Genomic DNA, 19,172 nt, shown 5'->3' on the forward strand with positions numbered 1-19,172 from the left:
TAACGGCACACATGAAAAAATGAAAATCAGCGGGTACCCGGCAGTTGCAGCCAGTGAGCCAGCAGCGATTCGAGCAGCAGGGCACGGTTGAGGTTGGCCTTGCCCAGCACCTTCTGGCGCTGCTCCAGGGTCCAGGCCTGCACCTCCAGCACTTTGCCCTGACGGCTCTTCTGCGCCAGGTACTGCACAACCTTGCGCATATCGGCCAAGCCTAACCCCTCCTCGTCCTGGGTCAACTGGTAGCGCAGGATCAGGTGCGCCCAATCGCAGAACCAGTCGAACAGCAGCAGCAGTGGCACGCCGTTCCAGGCATCGGCCAACTGGCTGGGGGATTGCTGCTGCTTGATCAGCTTCTTCACCCCATCTGTGACCAGCGCGCGCTGCTCGCGCACACCTTGCGCCTGCAAACTGACCGCCATCAAAGGCGAGCCGGCGGCCAGCGTCAGCAGTTCGTCACGCTCGGCCTCGTCACTGTCGGGCAACGCGCCGGCCAGCCAAGCCTGGCTCTGGGCCAGGCTTGGCTGCGGGCAAGCGACCTGCTGGCAGCGGCTCTTGATGGTCGGCAACAAGCGGCTGGGCTGGTGCGTGACCAGCAGCAGCACCGTATTGCCAGAAGGCTCCTCGAGGCTTTTGAGCAGCGCGTTGGAGGCGTTGACGTTCATCGCCTCGACAGGCTCGATCAACACCACCTTGCGCCCACCCAATTGCGCGGTTTGCACCACGAACGCCACCAGCTCGCGCACCTGGTCGACCTTGATCGGCTTGTCGGCCTCTTCAGGCTCAAGCACGAAGTTGTCCGGGTGGCTGCCGGCCTTGAGCAACAGGCAGGACTTGCACCCGCCGCAGGCATCCAGCCCTTGGGGCTGCTGGCACAGCAGGCGGGCCATCAGCCGCTCGGCCATGGCCCGCTTGCCGATACCCTGCGGCCCGTGCAGCAGGTAGGCGTGCGCGTGCTGGCTGCGGCCGGCCAGTTGCTGCCAAAGGGCCTGCTGCCAGGGGTAGGCGTCAGCCACGGCAACGCTCCACAATCGCCGGTACCAGCACATCGATGGCGCACTGCACAGCCTCCAGCGATTGTGCGGCATCGAGCAAGCTGTAGCGCTGAGGCTCGCGCTGGGCGCGCTGCAGGTATGCCTGGCGCACCGCTTCAAAGAACGCCTGGCCCTCCTGCTCGAAACGGTCCAGACGACCGCGGGCGGCAGCACGGGCCAGGCCCACTTCCACCGGCAGGTCGAAGACCAAGGTCAGGTCCGGGCGCAGGTCACCCTGGACAAATTGCTCCAGGGTGGCGATACGCTCGACCGACAAACCGCGCCCCCCCCCCTGATAGGCATAGGTGGCGTCGGTAAAACGGTCACACAGCACCACGGCCCCGCGGGCCAGCGCCGGGCGGATCACCTGCGCCAGGTGCTGGGCGCGCGCAGCGAACACCAGCAACAGCTCGGTGTCGGCCGCCATGCTTTCATCGCTGGGTGCCAGCAGCAGCTCGCGGACCTTTTCGGCCAGCGGCGTACCGCCAGGTTCACGGGTCAGCACTACATCCAGGCCCTGCTCGCGCAAGCGCGCAGCCAGGTAGTCGCGGTTGGTGCTCTTGCCCGCGCCTTCGGGGCCTTCCAGCGTAATAAACAAGCCGCTCACAGGCAGTCCTTAATGTTGTTCGTCAGGCTTCGGCCGTTCGGCCGCTTGCGCGCCGCCAGCAGGGGCGTCCTGCACAGGCGGCTCTTCGGGTAAGGGCTGTGCAGCCGGCGCTTCGGGCAAGGGCTCTGCAGCCGGCTCGTCCGCTGCAGGCACCTGGGGCTGGGCGTCGTCAGCACCCGGCTCTACCTCTTGCTGCGGCGCGGGGCTGGAGCGGTAGCCTGCACGCCGCTTGAGCTGGAACTCGCGCACCGCCGAGTTATGGTCGTCGAGGTCGTCGGAGAACACATGGCTGCCATCGCCGCGGGCGACGAAGTACAGGCTGGTGCCATTGGACGGGTTGAGCGCCGCGTGAATCGCTTCGCGCCCGACCATGGCAATCGGCGTGGGCGGCAGCCCCGTCATGGTATAGGTGTTGTAGGGCGTCGGTTCGCGCAAGTCGGCGCGGGTGATCTTGCCGTTGTAGCGCTCACCCATGCCGTAGATCACCGTCGGGTCGGTCTGCAGCATCATGCCCAGGCGCAGGCGCCGTACAAATACGCCGGCAATCTGCCCACGCTCCTGGGGGATACCGGTTTCCTTTTCCACCAGCGACGCCATGATCAACGCCTGGTACGGGTCGCGATATGGCAGGTCGGTGGTGCGCACGGCCCATTCCTTTGCCAGCACTTCGTCCAGACGCATGTAGGCTTGCTGCAGCAACTCGACATCGCTCATGCCGCGCACAAAGCGGTAGGTGTCCGGGAAAAACCGCCCTTCGGGGAATACGCCAGTATGGCCGAGCTTGTCCATCACTTCGGAATCCGACAGGCCGTCCAGGGTGTGCTTGATCTTTTCATGCTTGGCCACAGCCGAGCGCACCTGACGGAAGGTCCAGCCTTCGACCAGGGTGAGGTTGTACTGCACCACGTCGGCCCGGCGCCAGGCGTCGAACAACTGCTCGACCGTCATGCCTGGGGTAAGGCGGTACTCACCGGTATGCAGGGCAGTGCCAGCCATGTTGAAGCGCCAGTACAAGCGCAACCAGACGGCGTCGTCGAGCAACCCTTCTTGTTCCATGCGATAGAACATGCGGTTCGGGTTGGTGCCATTGGGCACGTCGAGCAGGCGCTCCTGCGTCACGTGCAAGGGCTGCTCCAGGACCGAGTTGACCTTCCAGGCCGACCAGCCAAGCGCCAACCCGGCAAGGATCAAGCCCAGTTCCAGCAGTAGCAGGAATTTACGTCTCACGAATTCAGGTTTCCAGTAACGTACGGGCAACGGCCTGCAGTTTACGGGTGAGCGGGCCAGGCGACCAGTTTAGCGCGGCTACGCCCCGCACGGGCCAGATGCCGTAAACGCTATTGCAAACAAATACTTCATCTGCCTGCTCCAGCGCGTCGAACGGCAGGTCACCGACCTGCGCCGGGATGCCCAGCAGCGCGGCCTGTTCCAGCAATGCAGCACGCATCACCCCGGCCACCCCACAACGGCTGAGGTCGGCAGTGAACAACACGCCATCGCGCACCAGGAACAGATTGCTGTACACCCCTTCGATCACCCTGCCCTGCCCGTCACGCATCAGGCCTTCGGCATGGTCGCTGTCCTGCCATTCGGCACGGGCCAGCACCTGCTCCAGGCGGTTGAGGTGTTTGAGGCCAGCCAGCAGCGGTTGTTCCCCAAGCCGGGTCTGGCACAGGAACAAGCGCACACCTTGCTCGGCATGCTCGACAGGATAGCTGGGTAACGGGCTACCCTGCAGGATTCGCCGTGGCGCAGCACCGGCAAGCGGCGCATAGCCACGCTGGCTGTCACCACGGGTAAGAATAAGTTTGGATACACCTTCACCGAGCAGGCTGGCATAGCGCAGAAGCTCGTCGCGCACCAGCGCCAGGTCGGCGCTGATCGCCAGGCGCTGACAACCCAGCGCCAGGCGTGCCAGGTGACCGTCCAGCAAGCTGGGCCGGCCGCCACGCACAGCGATGGTTTCGAACAGGCCATCGCCGTAGGCCAAGCCGCGGTTTTGCAGGTTGACTGCAACCGCGGGCTGGCCATCAACCCAGCAGTGCATCAACCGGCGAACCGGCGGAACACCAGCGAGCCGTTGGTGCCGCCAAAGCCGAACGAGTTGGACAGCACCACGTCGATCGGCATGCTGCGCGCCTGGTGCGGTACGAAGTCGAGGTCGCAACCTTCGTCCGGTTCGTCCAGGTTGATGGTAGGCGGAGCCATCTGGCTGTTGATCGCCAGCACGCTGAAGATCGCTTCCACCGCACCCGCAGCGCCCAGCAGGTGGCCGGTCATCGACTTGGTCGAACTGACAGCCAGCTTGTAGGCATGCTCACCGAACACGCGCTTGATCGCGGCCACCTCGGCCACGTCACCCGCAGGGGTCGAGGTACCGTGGGCGTTGATGTAGCTGACCTCTTCTGGCTGTATGCCGGCATCGCGCAAGGCGTTGGCCATGCAGCGGGCGGCGCCTTCGCCGGTGTCAGGTGGCGAAGTCATGTGATAGGCGTCGCCGCTCATGCCAAAGCCAACCAGCTCGGCATAGATGGTCGCACCACGGGCCTTGGCGTGTTCCAGCTCTTCGAGTACCAGGGCACCGGCACCGTCGGACAATACAAAGCCGTCACGGCCCTTGTCCCACGGGCGGCTGGCCCGGCTTGGCTCGTCGTTGCGGGTGGACAGCGCACGCGAGGCACCGAAACCGCCCATGCCCAGGCCGCAGGCTGCCATCTCGGCGCCACCCGCGATCATCACGTCAGCTTCACCGTAGGCGATATTGCGCGCGGCCATGCCGATGCAATGAGTGCCAGTGGTGCAGGCGGTGGCAATGGCGTAGTTAGGCCCCTGCAGGCCCAGATGGATCGACAGGAACCCGGAGATCATGTTGATGATCGAGCCCGGCACGAAGAACGGCGAAATGCGACGCGGCCCCGAATCGTGCAGCGTACGGCTGGTTTCCTCGATATTGGTCAGGCCGCCGATTCCCGAGCCCATGGCCACGCCAATGCGCTCACGGTTGGCGTCGGTGACCTCCAGGCCGGCATTACGCACCGCCTGGAAACCGGCCGCCAGGCCGTACTGGATGAACAGGTCAAGCTTGCGAGCCTCTTTGGCCGACAGGTATTGCTCGACCTCAAAGCCTTTCACCGAGCCGCCAAAACGGGTGGAGTAAGCAGACAGGTCCGTGTGTTCGATCGGACCAATGCCACTGCGGCCAGCCAGAATGCCCTGCCAGGTGCTCGGTACATCGGTACCCAGTGGCGACAGCATACCCATACCGGTGACCACGACGCGTCTACGCGACACAGTACTCTCCTTTTCTAATAACAGAGTCTCTTGCGATTACATTCAAGCGCTGGAATGGAATGGCAACAGGCTCTTGGTGCGCGGTGAGCGAAGCCGGCTCGCCAAAAAGCAGCACGTTCGCAAAGAAAAAACCGCACGCCGGCAAAGGCAGTGCGGTTTTTCTCGTCAAGAAGCGACGACTACAGCGTCTTAGGCCTTGTGGCTGTTGACGTAGTCGATAGCGGCTTGAACGGTAGTGATTTTCTCGGCTTCTTCGTCAGGGATTTCGGTCTCGAATTCCTCTTCCAGAGCCATCACCAGCTCAACGGTGTCAAGCGAATCGGCACCCAGGTCATCGACGAAGGACTTCTCGTTGGTCACTTCATCTTCCTTCACGCCCAGTTGCTCGGCGACGATTTTCTTGACGCGTTCTTCGATGGTGCTCATACCTAGTTTTCACTCCTAATGGATATATGTCAGGCAGCTGGCCGGTGGCTAATTTTATAGAAAGACGTTCGCTTTTCAAGCGAAACACACCTTCAGGCAGTCACCGCACCCGCTGCCTGGAATCTGATTGCAGCTTTATAACGGATTTTAGGCTCGCAGTATGACTCTTTTTTTACGAAATCCGTCACATTGAGTTGCAGTGTTACATGTACATCCCGCCGTTGACCGGCACGGTAGCGCCGGTCACGTAGGCTGCACCGTCGGATGCCAGGAACGAAACCACCTTGGCAATTTCGTCGGCCTGGCCCAGGCGGCCCAGCGGAATCTGGGTTTGCAGGGCTTCACGCTGCGCTTCTGGGAGCTCGCGGGTCATGTCGGTGTCGATAAAGCCCGGGGTCACCGAGTTGACGGTGATACCACGCGAGCCCACTTCACGCGCCAGGGCGCGGCTGAAGCCTTCAAGGCCAGCCTTGGCGGCGGCGTAGTTGGCCTGGCCAGCGTTACCCATGGCACCGACAACCGAGCCGATGCTGATGATACGACCCCAACGTGCCTTGGTCATGCCACGCAGCACGCCCTTGGACAGACGGTAGAGGCTGTTCAGGTTGGTGTCGATCACGTCGAACCACTCGTCATCCTTCATGCGCAGCATGAGGTTGTCGCGGGTGATACCGGCGTTGTTGACCAGGATGGCCGGCGCGCCAAACTGTTCGGCGATGGCACCCAGAACAGCTTCAACGGATTCGGCGCTGGTCACGTTCAGCTCCATGCCGGTGCCGGTGATACCGTGCTCTTTCAGGGTGGCAGCAATGCGCTCGGCGCCGGAGGCGGAAGTGGCGGTGCCGATCACGGTCGCGCCCTGGCGGCCCAGTTCGAGGGCGATGGCCTGGCCAATGCCACGGCTGGCGCCGGTGACCAGTGCAACTTTACCTTGCAGGCTCATGCAAGCTTCTCCAAATCAGGCCAGTGCCGCGCGGGTGGCGGCAACGGCGTCAGGGGTATTGAGGTTATAGGTGGTCACGCCGTCGGCGCAACGCTTGTTCAGGCCAGCCAGGACCTTGCCCGGGCCGCACTCGACCAGGTTGACTGCACCGTTGGCAGCCAGGGTCTGCACGCACTCGACCCAGCGCACAGGCTGGTACAGCTGTGCCAGCAGGTCATGCTTGAGGGCATCGAGGTCGGCGGCAATGGCAGCGGTGACGTTCTGCACCACCGGAATTTGCGGCGCCTTCCATTCGATGGCATTGACCGATTCGGCAAAGCGCTCGGCGGCCGGCTTCATCAGGGCACAGTGCGACGGCACGCTGACCGCCAGCGGCAGGGCGCGCTTGGCACCTTTGGCCTTGCACAGCTCCATGGCGCGATCTACCGCAGCCTTGTTACCGGCGATGACCACCTGGCCTGGCGAGTTGAAGTTGACGGCGCTGACCACCTGGTCTTCTGCCGCTTGGGCGCAGATTTCTACGACCACGGCGTCGTCCAGGCCAAGGATTGCAGCCATGGCACCGTGACCTGCCGGCACGGCCTCCTGCATCAACTGACCACGGCGCTCGACCAGGCGAACGGCGTCTTTCAGGCTGATACTGCCAGCGGCAACCAAGGCGCTGTATTCACCCAGGCTGTGACCGGAAACGAAGGCCGGCTTGGCGCCACCCTCCTCCAGCCACAGGCGCCATAGCGCGATGGACGCGGTGAGGATGGCCGGCTGGGTCTTGTCGGTCTGGTTGAGTTGCTCTTCCGGGCCTTCCTGGATCAGCTTCCACAGGTCGTAACCGAGCGCTTCGGAAGCTTCCTTGAAAGTTTCGATGATCACTGGCTTCTCGGCGCCGAGCTCGGCGAGCATGCCCAGCGACTGGGAACCTTGACCGGGAAAGACGAATGCGAGGGATGCAGACATTGAACAAGCCCTTATGATCTTGTCGTCGGATAGGGTGCGCCAGGCCCTGGGCCAGGCGCGGAATCTGAAAACTTGGATGGAAACGCAGACCAAGCGGTCACATTTAAGCACTTCATCGCCGAAATGCCTAAGGCAACAGGTCTTCAAGGCGGCCATGCAGGCGCTGCGGCAGGTTTTCCTGAATCTCGATCAACGCCCGCTGGATAGCACTCTGGAAGCCCTGCACGCCCGCCGAGCCATGGCTCTTGATGACGATACCCTGCAACCCCAGAAAGCTCGCCCCGTTGTGCCGCGCCGGCGCCAGGTCGGCCTGCAGGCGCTTGAGCAGCGGCATGGCCACGGCCCCGGCAACGCGGGCAAAAGCACCGCCCGTGAACAGCTTTTCGATGCGCGCACCGATCATCGTTGCCAAACCCTCGCTGGATTTGAGCAGGATGTTGCCGACGAAACCGTCGCACACCACCACGTCCGCCTCCCCCCTGTACAGGCCATCCCCTTCGACAAACCCCACATAGTTAAGGCCGCGAGCGTTCTGCAACAGCGTGGCCGCCAGCTTGACCTGCTGGTTGCCCTTGATGTCCTCGGTGCCGATGTTAAGCAACGCCACACGCGGCCGATGCACACCCAGGGCCTGGGCGGCCACCGAGCCCATTACCGCGAACTGGTAGAGGTTTTCTGCGCTGCAATCGACATTGGCCCCCAGGTCGAGCAGCTGGCAATAACCCGCCTGAGTCGGGATCGCCGCCACCATGGCTGGCCGATCAATACCCGGCAAGGTTTTGAGCACGAAGCGTGACAGCGCCATCAGCGCCCCGGTGTTGCCAGCACTGACGCAGGCCTGGGCCTTGCCGTCGCGCACCAGTTCGAGGGCGATGCGCATCGACGAGTCCGGCTTGCCGCGTAGCGCCTGGGAGGGCCGCTCGTCCATACCGATCACCTCACTGGCGGCGACAATTTGCAGGCGCGCGCGATCCGCAGCTGCAAGGCCGCTGACAAGATCTTCTAGGAGGGAGGGTTGACCGACGAGGGTCAGGTGCAGCGAGGGGGTAGCCGAAAGGCAGGCAATGCTAGCCTGGACAATGCTGCGGGGACCGAAGTCCCCGCCCATTGCGTCGATTGCGATGATCTGAGCGGACAAGGATTACTCGTCAGCGCCCTTATCGATCACTTTACGACCACGGTATACGCCTTCTGGCGATACGTGGTGACGCAGGTGAATTTCACCGGTGGTCTTTTCTACCGACAGCGCGTTTTCCGACAGGGCGTCGTGCGAACGGCGCATGTCACGGGCAGAGCGGGATTTTTTGTTCTGCTGAACAGCCATAATTGATTAACTCCTAAACGTTTGGGTCACGCTTTAACTGCGCCAAAACACTGAACGGGTTGGACCGCGATACCTCGTCCTTGCTCGATTCGGGCTCGTCTGCGCCCGCCGGCTGCTGGCATTCTTCCGGATGGTGAGCAGGCACGATTGGCAAGGCGAGCAGAAGCTCCTCCTCGACCAATGCCTGCAGATCCAAAGGATCTTCGCCCAGTTCCAGCACGTCATAGCCTTTCGGCAACGACTGGGTATTCGCACCCTCCTTCACCACAGCGTATGTACATTCGCTGTAGATCGGCAGGGTGACCAGCTCAAGACAACGCTGGCAAACCATCTTGACCTCGACGTTCAGCTCGGTGTGGATAACCACCACGTGCTGTTCATCTCGTTCAAAATCGAACTTCGCCTGCACCGTACCGACATTGTCGGAAAGCGGGTCGCAGAGTCTTTCCAAATCAGCGAGTTGCAGCGAACCGTTAAGGGTTACGCCACGATCGGCTAATTTGCGCGGGTCAACGTGAGGTGGAATCGGGTCATTCAACATAGGCGCAGCATTCTAGGGATGCCCCCCGTCCCTGTCAAAGGAAATTCGGCGGCATCGTGCATGATAGGATTGGTTCAACCGAACACGGAGTCTACCATGCTTCCTTTGTTACTGGCTTCCAGCTCTGCCTATCGCCGCGAACTGCTGACACGCCTGCGGCTGCCCTTTACCTGGGCGAGCCCCGATATAGACGAACAGCGACGGGATGACGAGCCCGCCGTGGACCTGGTGCGCCGACTGGCCAGGCAAAAGGCCGAGGCATTGGCGGGCAGCCACCCCGGGCATCTGATCATCGGCTCGGACCAGGTTGCGGTGCTGGGCGAACAAGTGCTGGGCAAGCCGCACACCTTCGAGCGGGCCTGCGAGCAACTGCTGGAGTGCAGCGGGCAGCAGGTGAGTTTTCTGACCGGGCTGGCACTGCTCAACAGCACGACCGGGCACTGCCAGGTGGACTGCGTGCCGTTTACGGTGACGCTGCGTGAGTTGAGCAGGGAGCGGGTAGAGCGTTACGTGACGGCGGAACAGCCGCTGGATTGCGCAGGGAGCTTCAAGGCGGAGGGGCTGGGGGTGAGTTTGTTTCAGAGCACCCACGGGTGCGATGCGACCAGCCTGATCGGCCTGCCGCTGATTCGGTTGGTGGATATGCTGACCAAGGAAGGGGTTGTCATCCCTTGATATTTGGGGGCCGCGTTGCGGCCCATCGCGACACAAGGCCGCTCCTACAGGGATCGCGCCGCGCCAAGCCACACACGCCCCCGTAGGAGCGGCCTTGTGCCGCGACTGGGGCGCAAAGCGCCCCCGAGCAGTTTCAGCGTAATTGAGGCCCCTGGAACCCCATCCACATCGCCAGGTGCTCAGCCACGCTGGCACCCACGCGCTTGGAGAAGCGGTCAAATGGCGATTCCTGAACGGTGAAGTCCACCAACTCCTTCTCGCCAACAATCTCACGCGCCACATAGCTGGCACTGCCCAGCCCATCTACCAACCCCAACGCCTTGGCCTGCTCGCCTGACCAGACCAGGCCGCTGAACAACTCCGGGTGCTCCTTGTCCTTCAGGCGGTCACCCCGCCCCTGCTTGACCATGGCGATGAACTGCTGGTGCGTGGTATCCAGCACACCCTGCCAGAACCGGGTTTCTTCGGGCTTTTCAGGCGAGAACGGATCAAGGAAGGCCTTGTGCTCACCCGAGGTGTAGGCACGCCGCTCCACACCCAGCTTCTCCATGGTGCCGACAAAGCCATAACCGGCTGCCGTCACGCCAATGGAACCCACCAGGCTGGCTTTGTCGGCATAGATCTCGTCCGCCGCACTGGCAATGTAATAGGCACCAGAAGCACCGAGATCGGCGATGACCGCATACAACTTGATCGCCGGGTACTCAGCCCGCAGGCGGCGAATTTCGTCGTACACGTAACCCGCCTGCACCGGGCTGCCACCCGGGCTGTTGATGCGCATTACCACAGCCTTGGTCTTGCTGTCCTTGAAGGCCTCGCGCAGGCTCTTGACGATATTGTCCGCGCTGGCGGCCTCCTGGTCGGCAATCACCCCGCGCACCTCGACCAGCGCGGTATGGCTGGCGCTGCGTGAAGCTGCCTTGTCCATGTCCATCAGCGGCGTGAACAACACCAGCAAGCCGAACAGGTAGGCGAACGTCAGCAGCTTGAAGAAGATCCCCCAGCGCCGCGCCCGGCGCTGTTCCTGCACACTGGCCAGCAAGGTCTTTTCAAGCAGCTGCCAGCTCTTGCGCTCTTCGCGCTCATCGGGCTCGGCCTCGGGGGCTTTCCATTCGTCTGCCATGCTTACCTACCTTGGAAATGGAATTGCGGAACCATCCAGCCACTCGCGCAACTGGGAAAAATGATCGATGCACACCTGCGGACCAAATTCGGCCAGCGCCTGCAGCGGCATGGCACCATAGCCCACTGCCACCGAATGCATGCCGGCATTGCTGGCCATCTGCAGGTCGAATGCCGAATCTCCGACCATCAGCGCACGCCCTGGTTCGACGCCGCAATGGCCGAGGATTTCTTCGAGCATAAGCGGGTGAGGCTTGCCACGGGTTTCGTCGGCTGCGCGGGTGATGTCGAAGAACTGCTCCCAACCATTGGCCTTGAGCACCCGATCCAGCCCCCGACGCGCCTTGCCCGTGGCCACCGCCAGGCGGTAACCCTTGGCACGGAAGGCATCCAGCGACTCAACCACGCCCTCGAACAGCGGCGAAGGCTGCTGGTCCAGCGCCATGTAGATATCGGCATAGTGCTGACGGAAGGTTTCGACCTGCGCAGGCGCCAGGTGCGGGTACAGGGTATGGATCGCCTCACCCAGGGCCAAACCGATGATGCCCTTGACCGCGTCGTCGTGGCTGGGCGCCTCGCCGGCGCGCTCGGCGGCAGCATTCATGGCCTCGACAATACGCCCGATGGAATCGGCCAGGGTACCGTCCCAGTCGAAGATCAGTAGCTCATAGCCTTTATTCATGGATCAGGACGCACTCAAACGTTCAATGGTTTTCGCCCAGACTTCATCCACAGGCGCTTCAAGCTTGAGCTCACCACCATCCGGCAGCGGCACGGTCAGGGCGTAGGCATGCAGGAACAGCCGCTTGCCCCCCAGCTCACGAATTTCACGCGTGAAGTCTTCGTCACCGTACTTGCTGTCACCGGCAATCATGTGCCCGGCATGCAGGGTGTGCACGCGGATCTGGTGGGTACGCCCAGTGATGGGGCGGGCCTCGACAATGGTGGCGAACTCGCCAAAGCGGCGCAGCACGCGGAACAGGGTCAACGCTTCCTTGCCCTCCTCGTTCACTTCGACCATGCGCTCGCCAGAGCGCAGGTTGCTTTTGAGCAACGGGGCGTTCACCTGCTTCTTCGAGGTCGGCCAATGGCCGCGCACCAGCGCCATGTAGCGCTTGTCGACACCATCGCCGCGCAGGGCAGCGTGCAAGTGGCGCAGCATGCTGCGCTTCTTGGCGATCATCAGCAGGCCGGAGGTGTCGCGGTCCAGGCGGTGCACCAGCTCCAGCTCCTTGGCGTCCGGGCGCAGCTGGCGCAGCGCCTCGATCACACCAAAGCTCAGGCCGCTACCGCCATGCACGGCAATGCCGGACGGCTTGTTCATCACGATCAGCGCCTTGTCTTCGTAGACAATGGCCGCCTCAAGGCGCTGCAGCAGGCCCTGGGCTACCGGTGCCGGCTCGTCACGCTCCGGCAGGCGGACGGGCGGTACCCGCACGATGTCGCCGGCCTGGATCTTGTACTCAGGCTTTACCCGCCCTTTGTTCACCCGCACTTCACCCTTGCGCAGGATGCGGTAGACCAAAGTCTTGGGCACGCCCTTGAGGGCCGTGATGAGGAAATTATCAATGCGTTGGCCGGCAAGCTCCGGCGCGACTTCGATCAGCTGAACGCCGGAAGTCGGAGGGGTATTGGTCGTCATTGCGGGATCATAACAATTTTTTATGGAATTGAAGCACTTAATCATTGCTGCTATAGTCGCGAACGCCGCCAAAAGCGGCAGGCCAGCGGCACCAGGCTTTGAGCCGGCCCTGACCAACGCAATTCTCCAGGACGCGAGGCCGTCCTACGGGGTTTTCGCCAGTTTACCGAATTGCCTGGAATCGCCACCAGCGCCGTGTAGAGAAGACCGAAAAAAAACGACAAGCGCGGTGTTTCACCTGCTTACCCGATTCTTTTCGCAGCACCTCTGCCCGCCAGTCGCTTCCACGCAACGCACGGCGAATGCTTCGGAAATACCTGCCTTGGACATGAATGGCGCCAGTGCAGTACCTGCAGTGGCGAAAAATGCAACCCGTTGCGGATTCAGCGCGCGGCAGCACCCGAATTATCAGGGATACGTGCAGGGTGGAGATGCACAGCCCTCGGACCGTGTAGCACCGCGTCCGGCCACCAGCCCACTGACGGCTGGCGAGCGGATAAGGTCCTGAACAGATGCCCCCGGGCGTCCACGGCTGAAGGTTGATTCCTCCTCCTGACTGAGTGCACAAGGCCCGCTTGGTTGATTCGATCTCCATTCGAAGCCACCGGGGCCTTGTTGGCACCGCAGCAAACAGGACGCGTCGTCGCGACAACGGCAGGCTGGGCAACCGGCTGGTGCCGAACGTCGCTCGACACGGGGGTGGCCCGGCCACCCTTTGCGCACCTTGGCACCGACCATGAGACGTCGTGTGTGCCGAACGCCGTTTCCGGCAGCCCGGAAACCGACGGTACAACATGAAAAGAATGCTGATTAACGCAACTCAACCCGAAGAGTTGCGTGTAGCCCTGGTGGACGGCCAACGTCTCTACGACCTGGACATCGAGTCTGGTGCGCGAGAGCAGAAAAAGGCCAACATCTACAAAGGCAAGATCACCCGCATCGAACCTAGCCTCGAAGCCGCCTTCGTCGACTTCGGTTCCGAACGTCACGGCTTCCTGCCGCTGAAAGAAATCTCCCGCGAATACTTCAAGAAAGCCCCCGAAGGCCGGGTGAACATCAAGGAAGTGCTCAGCGAAGGCCAGGAAGTCATTGTCCAGGTCGAGAAGGAAGAGCGCGGCAACAAAGGCGCCGCCCTCACCACCTTCATCAGCCTGGCCGGCCGCTACCTGGTGCTGATGCCTAACAACCCGCGTGCTGGCGGCATCTCCCGCCGCATCGAAGGCGAAGAGCGCAACGAACTGCGCGAAGCCCTGAACGGCCTGACCGTGCCGGGCGACATGGGTTTGATCGTGCGCACTGCCGGCCTTGGCCGCAGCAGCGAAGAAATGCAGTGGGACCTCGACTACCTGCTGCAGCTGTGGACCGCCATCAAGGAAGCGTCCCTGGACCGCGCTGCGCCCTTCCTGATCTACCAGGAAAGCAACGTCATCATCCGCGCTATCCGTGACTACCTGCGCCAGGACATCGGCGAAGTGCTGATCGACAGCATCGATGCCCAGGAAGAAGCCCTGACCTTCATCCGCCAGGTAATGCCGCAGTACGCCAGCAAGGTAAAGCTGTACGAAGACAGCGTACCGCTGTTCAACCGTTTCCAGATCGAAAGCCAGATCGAAACCGCCTTCCAGCGCGTGGTCGACCTGCCGTCCGGTGGTTCGATCGTGATCGACCCGACCGAAGCCCTGGTGTCCATCGACATCAACTCGGCGCGCGCCACCAAAGGCAGCGACATCGAAGAAACCGCCCTGCAGACCAACCTGGAAGCGGCCGAGGAAATCGCCCGCCAGCTGCGCCTGCGTGACATCGGCGGCCTGATCGTCATCGACTTCATCGACATGACCCCGGCGAAAAACCAGCGTGCCGTGGAAGAACGCGTACGCGAGTGCCTGGAAGCTGACCGCGCCCGCGTTCAGGTTGGCCGCATTTCGCGCTTCGGCCTGCTGGAAATGTCCCGTCAGCGCCTGCGCCCGTCGCTGGGCGAAAGCAGCGGCATCGTCTGCCCACGCTGCTCCGGCACCGGCATCATCCGTGACGTCGAGTCGCTGTCGCTGGCCATTTTGCGCCTGATCGAAGAAGAAGCCCTGAAGGACCGCACCGCCGAAGTCCGTGCACAAGTGCCAATCCCGGTGGCCGCGTTCCTGCTCAACGAGAAACGCAACTCGATTACCAAGATCGAACTGCGCACCCGTGCACGCATCATCATCCTGCCGAACGATCACCTGGAAACCCCGCACTTCGAAGTCCAGCGCCTGCGCGACGACAACCCGGAAGTGCTGAACAACCAGTCCAGCTACGAGATCGCCGCCACCGAGACCGAAGAGGCACCACAGCAGGCCGCCACCCGCACCCTGGTTCGCCAGGAAGCGGCGGTCAAGACCGCACCGCCCCGTACCAACGCGCCAGTACCGGTTGCTGAAGAGCCACAGCCTGTCGCCCCGGCCGCCCCTGCCCCGAGCGCCCCGGAGCCAAGCCTGTTCAAAGGCCTGGTGAAGTCGCTGGTGAGCCTGTTCGCCGGCAAGGACGAACCTGCTGCTGCGCCGGTCGTCGCCGAAAAGCCAGCTGCCGAGCGCAGCCCGCGCAACGAAGAGCGCCGCAACGGCCGTCAGCAGACCCGCAACCGTAACGGCCGCCGTGACGAAGAGCGCAAGCCGCGTGAAGAACGTGCCCCGCGCGAAGAACGCCAGCCGCGCGAGGAGCGTGCGCCACGTGAAGAACGCGCCCCTCGCGAAGAGCGTGCACCACGTGAAGAACGCGCCCCGCGCGAGGAGCGTGCACCACGTGAAGAACGCGCCCCACGCCAGCCTCGCGAAGACCGCCGCAGCAACCGCGGCGAAGAGCGCGTGCGTGAGCTGCGCGAGCCGCTGGATGCCACCCCGCCAGCCGAACGCGAAGAGCGTCAGCCACGCGAAGAGCGCGTAGCCCGCGAAGAACGTGCTCCACGTGAAGAGCGCGCACCTCGCGAAGAACGTGCCCCACGTGAAGAGCGCACACCTCGCGAAGAACGTGCTCCGCGTGAAGAGCGCGCCCCACGTGAAGAACGCGCACCTCGTGAAGAGCGCGCTCCGCGCGAAGAACGTGCCCCGCGCCCACCTCGCGAAGAGCGCCAGCCACGTGTAGCTGAAGAAGCGGCCGAGCAGGCTGCCGAACTGGCCGAAGAGCAACTGCCGAACGAAGAGTCGCTGCAAGACGATCAGGAAGGCACCGATGGCGAGCGCCCGCGCCGCCGCTCCCGTGGTCAGCGTCGTCGCAGCAACCGTCGTGAGCGCCAGCGCAACGCCAATGGCGAGCTGATCGACGGTGGCGAAGAGGACGAAGGCAGCGAAGAGCAGCCACAACAGCACCAGGCCACTGAGCTGGGTGCCGAACTGGCCGCAGGCCTGGCCGTGACTGCCGCTGTCGCCAGCAGCAATATCAGCGCCGACGCCGAAGCCCAGGCCAACCAGCAAGCCGAGCGTGCCACCGCCGACGTCGCCACCGTTGCAGAGACCGACAACAGCGAAGCCGCCCAGCCGGTCGAGCAAGCTGAAAAGGCCGAGCAGGTCGAAGCCGTCGCCAAGGCTGAAGAAGTGGCCGCGGCCCCAGTGGTCGAGCAGCCTGTCAGCCAGCCGGTAGTCGTGGCCGAGGCAACTGCCGAGCCAGTGGTCGAAGTCGCTCCGCAGCCAGTGGCTGAAGAAGTGCCTGCTGCGCAACCTTCGATCGTCGCCGAGGCACCTGTTGAAGCGCCTGCCGTCGAAGCAGGTGAAATCGAACAGGCTCCGGCTGCGGCTGATACCGCTCCGGTCGCCGAGCAGCCAGCACCGGTTGTCCAAGCCCAGCCAGAAGTGGTAGCAGAGCCTGCACCAGTAGTAGTCGAGCCTGCGCAGGTTGAAGCCCCGGTTGAGGTAGAGCCTGCGACTGTCATCCTGGCCAACGGCCGCGCGCCGAACGACCCGCGTGAAGTGCGCCGCCGCAAGCGTGAGGCCGAGGCCGCCGCCAAAGCTGCGCAGCAAGCTGCTGCAACCTCCGAGGAGCCCGCCCTGGAAGCCGCCGATGAGCACAAACCTCATCACGGTTGATAGCCAAGGCTGAATGAAAAAGCCCCGCCAGTGCGAACTGGCGGGGCTTTTTCTTGGCTTGACGCTTATTGTAGGAGCGGCATCTGCATCGCCTCAGTAGAGGTTAGGCTCCATCTCCAGCTCCACCCCAAACCGCTCCAGGATATCCGCCTGGATCTGCCGCGCCAGCGCATGCATCTGCGCCCCGCTCGCCTGGCCGTAGTTGACCAGCACCAGCGACTGCAAGCGGTGCACACCCGCATCACCGTCACGATGGCCCTTCCACCCCGCCTGCTCGATCAGCCAACCCGCCGCCAGCTTCGCCTGGCCACCGGCCTGAGGATAAGCCACCACGGCCGGGTAGTTCGCACGAATACGCTCGAACTGCTCAGCCGACACCACCGGGTTCTTGAAAAAGCTTCCGGCATTGCCCAGTTCCAGCGGGTCTGGCAGTTTTTCGCGGCGAATGCTGCAAATGGCATCGCTGATCGCCTGCGCGGTCGGTGCGGTTACGCCCTGCTCCGCAAGGCGCTGACGCACCGGACCATAGTCCAGGTGGGCCTGCAGGGTGCGGCTCAAGGCAAAACGCACGCGCAGGATCAGCCAGCGCCCTGGGTTGCGCTTGAACAGGCTGTCGCGATAACCGAAGGCACATTCTGCCAAACCGAAGTCATGCAATTCGCCAGTCTCACGGTCCAGGGCAGTCAGGCCGGCAAACACGTCCTTGATCTCTACCCCGTAGGCGCCCACGTTCTGCATCGGCGCGGCGCCCACGGTGCCGGGGATCAGGCTGAGGTTTTCCAGCCCGCAATAGCCCTGCGCCAGTGTCCACTGCACAAATCCATGCCACGGTTCACCGGCCTCGGCCTCGACCACGATGTGCTCACCATCGTCGCTGAGCACGCGGCGGCCACGGCTGGCCATGTGCAGCACCAGCGCATCAATATCGCGGGTCAGCAACAGGTTGCTGCCGCCACCGATCACCAGCACCGGCACCCCTTGCTGCTGCGCCTGACCCAGCGCCAGGCGCACCTGCTGATCATCGTGCGCCTGGCTGAAAAAACGCGCCTTCACGTCGATGCCGAAGGTGTTGTACGGTTTGAGCGATACCTGCTCCTGCCACGGCCCTGTCATAGCCGCCCCTTGATTTCCAGCACCAGTGCCTGGCACGCCGCCTCGACCAGGTCGAGCACCTGCTCGAAGCCGTCGGCGCCACCGTAGTAAGGGTCGGGCACTTCATCCAGCTCTGCGCCATAGCGGCGCAGGAACAGGTCGAGTTCGCTCACGGCGGTGTGCGGGCGCAGGGCGCGCAGATCGCGCAGGTTGCTCTCGTCCATGGCCAGGATAAGGTCATAGTCGGCAAAATGCGCCGCCTTGACCTGCTGGGCACGCTGGGGCGACAGGTCGTAACCGCGCGCCAGCGCCGCCTTGCAGGTGCGGCTGTCTGGCGCCTTGCCGACATGCCAGTCGCCGGTGCCGGCAGAAGCCACATGCACCCGGTCGGCAAGCCCGGCAGCCTGCAATTGATGGCGCAGCACGCCTTCGGCGGTGGGCGAGCGGCAGATGTTGCCCAGGCAGACGAACAGGACGCGCATCAAGCCTCCAGCAAGCGCCGCACGCGCTCAAGGTCTTCAGGGGTATCAACGCCCACGGCCGGCGCCTCGATGGCGTCCTCGACGTGAATGCGCACGCCGTGCCACAAGGCACGTAGTTGCTCCAGCGCTTCGGTCTGTTCAAGCCAGCATGGGCCCCAACCGACGAAGTCATGCAGGAAGCCGACGCGGTAGGCGTACATGCCGATGTGGCGGCGATACGGCACGCATTCCGGCAGCACGTTGCGGTCCTTGGCAAAGCCATCGCGGGCCCAAGGCAGCGGCGCACGGCTGAACGTCAGGGCCAGGCCGCTCTTGTCGCTCACCACCTTGACCGCATTGGGGTTGAACACGGTTTCCGGCTCATGGATCGGCTCGGCCAAGGTAGCGATGCCGGCCTCTGGATGCGCAGCCAGGTTGGCCGCCACCTGGTCGATGATCACCGGCGGGATCAGCGGCTCGTCGCCCTGCACGTTGACCACGATGGCATCAGCCGGCAAGCCCAGATGCGCAGCCACTTCGGCCAGGCGGTCGGTGCCTGACTCATGGTCGGCGCGGGTCATCAGCACTTCGGCGCCGAACGCCTGGCAGACCTCGAGGATACTGGTATCGTCGGTGGCGATGACCACACGGCTGGCAGCACTTTTGCGCGCCTGCTCCCACACATGCTGCACCATCGGCTTGCCGGCAATTGCCAGCAGCGGCTTGCCTGGCAGCCGCGTGGAGCGCAGCCGGGCGGGGATCACCACAGTGAAGTCCAGGCTCATTTGTCCAGACGCTCGTCGTCGGTCAGGGTGCGCGCCTCGCTTTCCAGCATGACCGGGATGCCGTCGCGGATCGGGTAGGCCAGGCCGGCGCCCTTGCTGATCAGCTCGGTCTTGTCGGCACTGAGCTTAAGCGGGCCCTTGGTGATCGGGCAGGCCAGGATATCGAGCAGTTTGGTGTCCATTGGAGGCTTCCTTTAGGCCAGGTGGCCGGAAATTGAAAACGGGC

20 protein-coding genes are annotated in these 19,172 nt (G+C 63.3%); 2 read left to right on the forward strand and 18 right to left on the reverse strand.

Translation table 11 applies throughout. From position 1 onward, the window contains the following. Nucleotides 1–26 precede the first annotated feature (26 nt). The 11 genes from JOY50_RS16760 to JOY50_RS16810 all read right to left on the reverse strand — a co-directional run bounded on the left by JOY50_RS16760 (nt 27) and on the right by JOY50_RS16810 (nt 9,117). Entirely contained in the window at nt 27–1,013 is a 987-nt protein-coding gene (locus JOY50_RS16760) for a DNA polymerase III subunit delta' (protein WP_019472787.1), read from the reverse strand. Continuing rightward, entirely contained in the window at nt 1,006–1,638 is a 633-nt protein-coding gene (tmk, locus tag JOY50_RS16765) for a dTMP kinase (protein WP_019472788.1), read from the reverse strand. Before tmk ends, JOY50_RS16760 begins: the two co-directional genes overlap by 8 nt. Nucleotides 1,639–1,647: 9 nt before the next feature. Next, complete coding sequence (mltG, locus tag JOY50_RS16770) at nt 1,648–2,865, reverse strand: endolytic transglycosylase MltG (RefSeq protein ID WP_138736917.1); 1,218 nt, start codon at nt 2,863–2,865, stop codon at nt 1,648–1,650. Between the two features lie 4 nt (nt 2,866–2,869). Beyond that, nucleotides 2,870–3,685 carry an aminodeoxychorismate lyase gene (gene pabC / locus JOY50_RS16775; protein ID WP_243055551.1) on the reverse strand — a complete coding sequence of 272 codons (816 nt, stop codon included), beginning with the start codon at nt 3,683–3,685 and terminating at the stop codon, nt 2,870–2,872. Beyond that, a complete protein-coding gene (fabF, locus tag JOY50_RS16780) occupies nt 3,685–4,929 on the reverse strand; it encodes a beta-ketoacyl-ACP synthase II (RefSeq protein ID WP_012271164.1) in 1,245 nt (414 codons plus the stop codon). The genes pabC and fabF overlap by 1 nt, the downstream gene beginning before the upstream one ends. 189 nt (nt 4,930–5,118) lie before the next feature. Then, complete coding sequence (acpP, locus tag JOY50_RS16785) at nt 5,119–5,355, reverse strand: acyl carrier protein (RefSeq protein WP_012271163.1); 237 nt, start codon at nt 5,353–5,355, stop codon at nt 5,119–5,121. Between the two features lie 202 nt (nt 5,356–5,557). Further along, nucleotides 5,558–6,298 carry a 3-oxoacyl-ACP reductase FabG gene (gene fabG / locus JOY50_RS16790; protein WP_016500893.1) on the reverse strand — a complete coding sequence of 247 codons (741 nt, stop codon included), beginning with the start codon at nt 6,296–6,298 and terminating at the stop codon, nt 5,558–5,560. Nucleotides 6,299–6,313: 15 nt separating this feature from the next. After that, nucleotides 6,314–7,252, reverse strand: a complete 939-nt coding sequence (gene fabD, locus JOY50_RS16795; protein WP_132846977.1) for an ACP S-malonyltransferase — start codon at nt 7,250–7,252, stop codon at nt 6,314–6,316. A 127-nt stretch (nt 7,253–7,379) separates the two neighbouring features. Further along, complete coding sequence (plsX, locus tag JOY50_RS16800) at nt 7,380–8,390, reverse strand: phosphate acyltransferase PlsX (RefSeq protein WP_132846976.1); 1,011 nt, start codon at nt 8,388–8,390, stop codon at nt 7,380–7,382. Nucleotides 8,391–8,393: 3 nt separating this feature from the next. Then, nucleotides 8,394–8,576 carry a 50S ribosomal protein L32 gene (gene rpmF / locus JOY50_RS16805; protein WP_016485486.1) on the reverse strand — a complete coding sequence of 61 codons (183 nt, stop codon included), beginning with the start codon at nt 8,574–8,576 and terminating at the stop codon, nt 8,394–8,396. A gap of 13 nt (nt 8,577–8,589) precedes the next feature. After that, nucleotides 8,590–9,117: a YceD family protein gene (locus JOY50_RS16810; RefSeq protein WP_016500896.1), complete on the reverse strand. Its 528-nt coding sequence runs from the start codon at nt 9,115–9,117 to the stop codon at nt 8,590–8,592. A 96-nt stretch (nt 9,118–9,213) separates the two neighbouring features. Between JOY50_RS16810 and JOY50_RS16815 the strand changes: the two genes are divergently transcribed. After that, nucleotides 9,214–9,792, forward strand: coding sequence for a nucleoside triphosphate pyrophosphatase (locus tag JOY50_RS16815; protein WP_132846975.1), 579 nt, complete (start codon nt 9,214–9,216; stop codon nt 9,790–9,792). 133 nt (nt 9,793–9,925) lie between these two features. Here JOY50_RS16815 and JOY50_RS16820 read toward each other — a convergent pair whose 3' ends face one another. The 3 genes from JOY50_RS16820 to rluC are packed head-to-tail and all read right to left on the reverse strand — an operon-like array spanning nt 9,926 to nt 12,556. Continuing rightward, nucleotides 9,926–10,915 carry a S49 family peptidase gene (locus JOY50_RS16820; RefSeq protein WP_132846974.1) on the reverse strand — a complete coding sequence of 330 codons (990 nt, stop codon included), beginning with the start codon at nt 10,913–10,915 and terminating at the stop codon, nt 9,926–9,928. A gap of 6 nt (nt 10,916–10,921) precedes the next feature. After that, nucleotides 10,922–11,596, reverse strand: a complete 675-nt coding sequence (locus tag JOY50_RS16825; protein ID WP_138736918.1) for an HAD family hydrolase — start codon at nt 11,594–11,596, stop codon at nt 10,922–10,924. A 3-nt stretch (nt 11,597–11,599) separates the two neighbouring features. Beyond that, a complete protein-coding gene (rluC, locus tag JOY50_RS16830) occupies nt 11,600–12,556 on the reverse strand; it encodes a 23S rRNA pseudouridine(955/2504/2580) synthase RluC (protein WP_026034610.1) in 957 nt (318 codons plus the stop codon). Between the two features lie 794 nt (nt 12,557–13,350). On the opposite strand from rluC, the gene rne reads away from it, so the two are divergent. Continuing rightward, on the forward strand, nt 13,351–16,608 hold the full coding sequence (gene rne / locus JOY50_RS16835) for a ribonuclease E (protein WP_192904211.1): 3,258 nt from the start codon (nt 13,351–13,353) through the stop codon (nt 16,606–16,608). A gap of 93 nt (nt 16,609–16,701) precedes the next feature. Here rne and murB read toward each other — a convergent pair whose 3' ends face one another. Genes murB through JOY50_RS16855 form a run of 4 tightly spaced genes read right to left on the reverse strand, consistent with a single transcriptional unit; the run spans nt 16,702 to nt 19,128 of the window. Beyond that, the gene (gene murB, locus JOY50_RS16840; protein WP_243055552.1) at nt 16,702–17,721 is read right to left on the reverse strand and encodes a UDP-N-acetylmuramate dehydrogenase; all 1,020 of its coding nucleotides are present in this window, start codon (nt 17,719–17,721) and stop codon (nt 16,702–16,704) included. Continuing rightward, nucleotides 17,718–18,182, reverse strand: coding sequence for a low molecular weight protein-tyrosine-phosphatase (locus tag JOY50_RS16845; RefSeq protein WP_028614017.1), 465 nt, complete (start codon nt 18,180–18,182; stop codon nt 17,718–17,720). The genes murB and JOY50_RS16845 overlap by 4 nt, the downstream gene beginning before the upstream one ends. Continuing rightward, nucleotides 18,182–18,946: a 3-deoxy-manno-octulosonate cytidylyltransferase gene (kdsB, locus tag JOY50_RS16850; protein WP_132846970.1), complete on the reverse strand. Its 765-nt coding sequence runs from the start codon at nt 18,944–18,946 to the stop codon at nt 18,182–18,184. The genes JOY50_RS16845 and kdsB overlap by 1 nt, the downstream gene beginning before the upstream one ends. Then, a complete protein-coding gene (locus JOY50_RS16855; protein ID WP_003247142.1) occupies nt 18,943–19,128 on the reverse strand; it encodes a Trm112 family protein in 186 nt (61 codons plus the stop codon). The genes kdsB and JOY50_RS16855 overlap by 4 nt, the downstream gene beginning before the upstream one ends. Between the last annotated feature and the right edge of the window lie 44 nt (nt 19,129–19,172).

The organism is Pseudomonas sp. BP01 (genome assembly GCF_022760795.1).
Taxonomy (GTDB): Bacteria; Pseudomonadota; Gammaproteobacteria; order Pseudomonadales; family Pseudomonadaceae; genus Aquipseudomonas; species Aquipseudomonas putida_Q.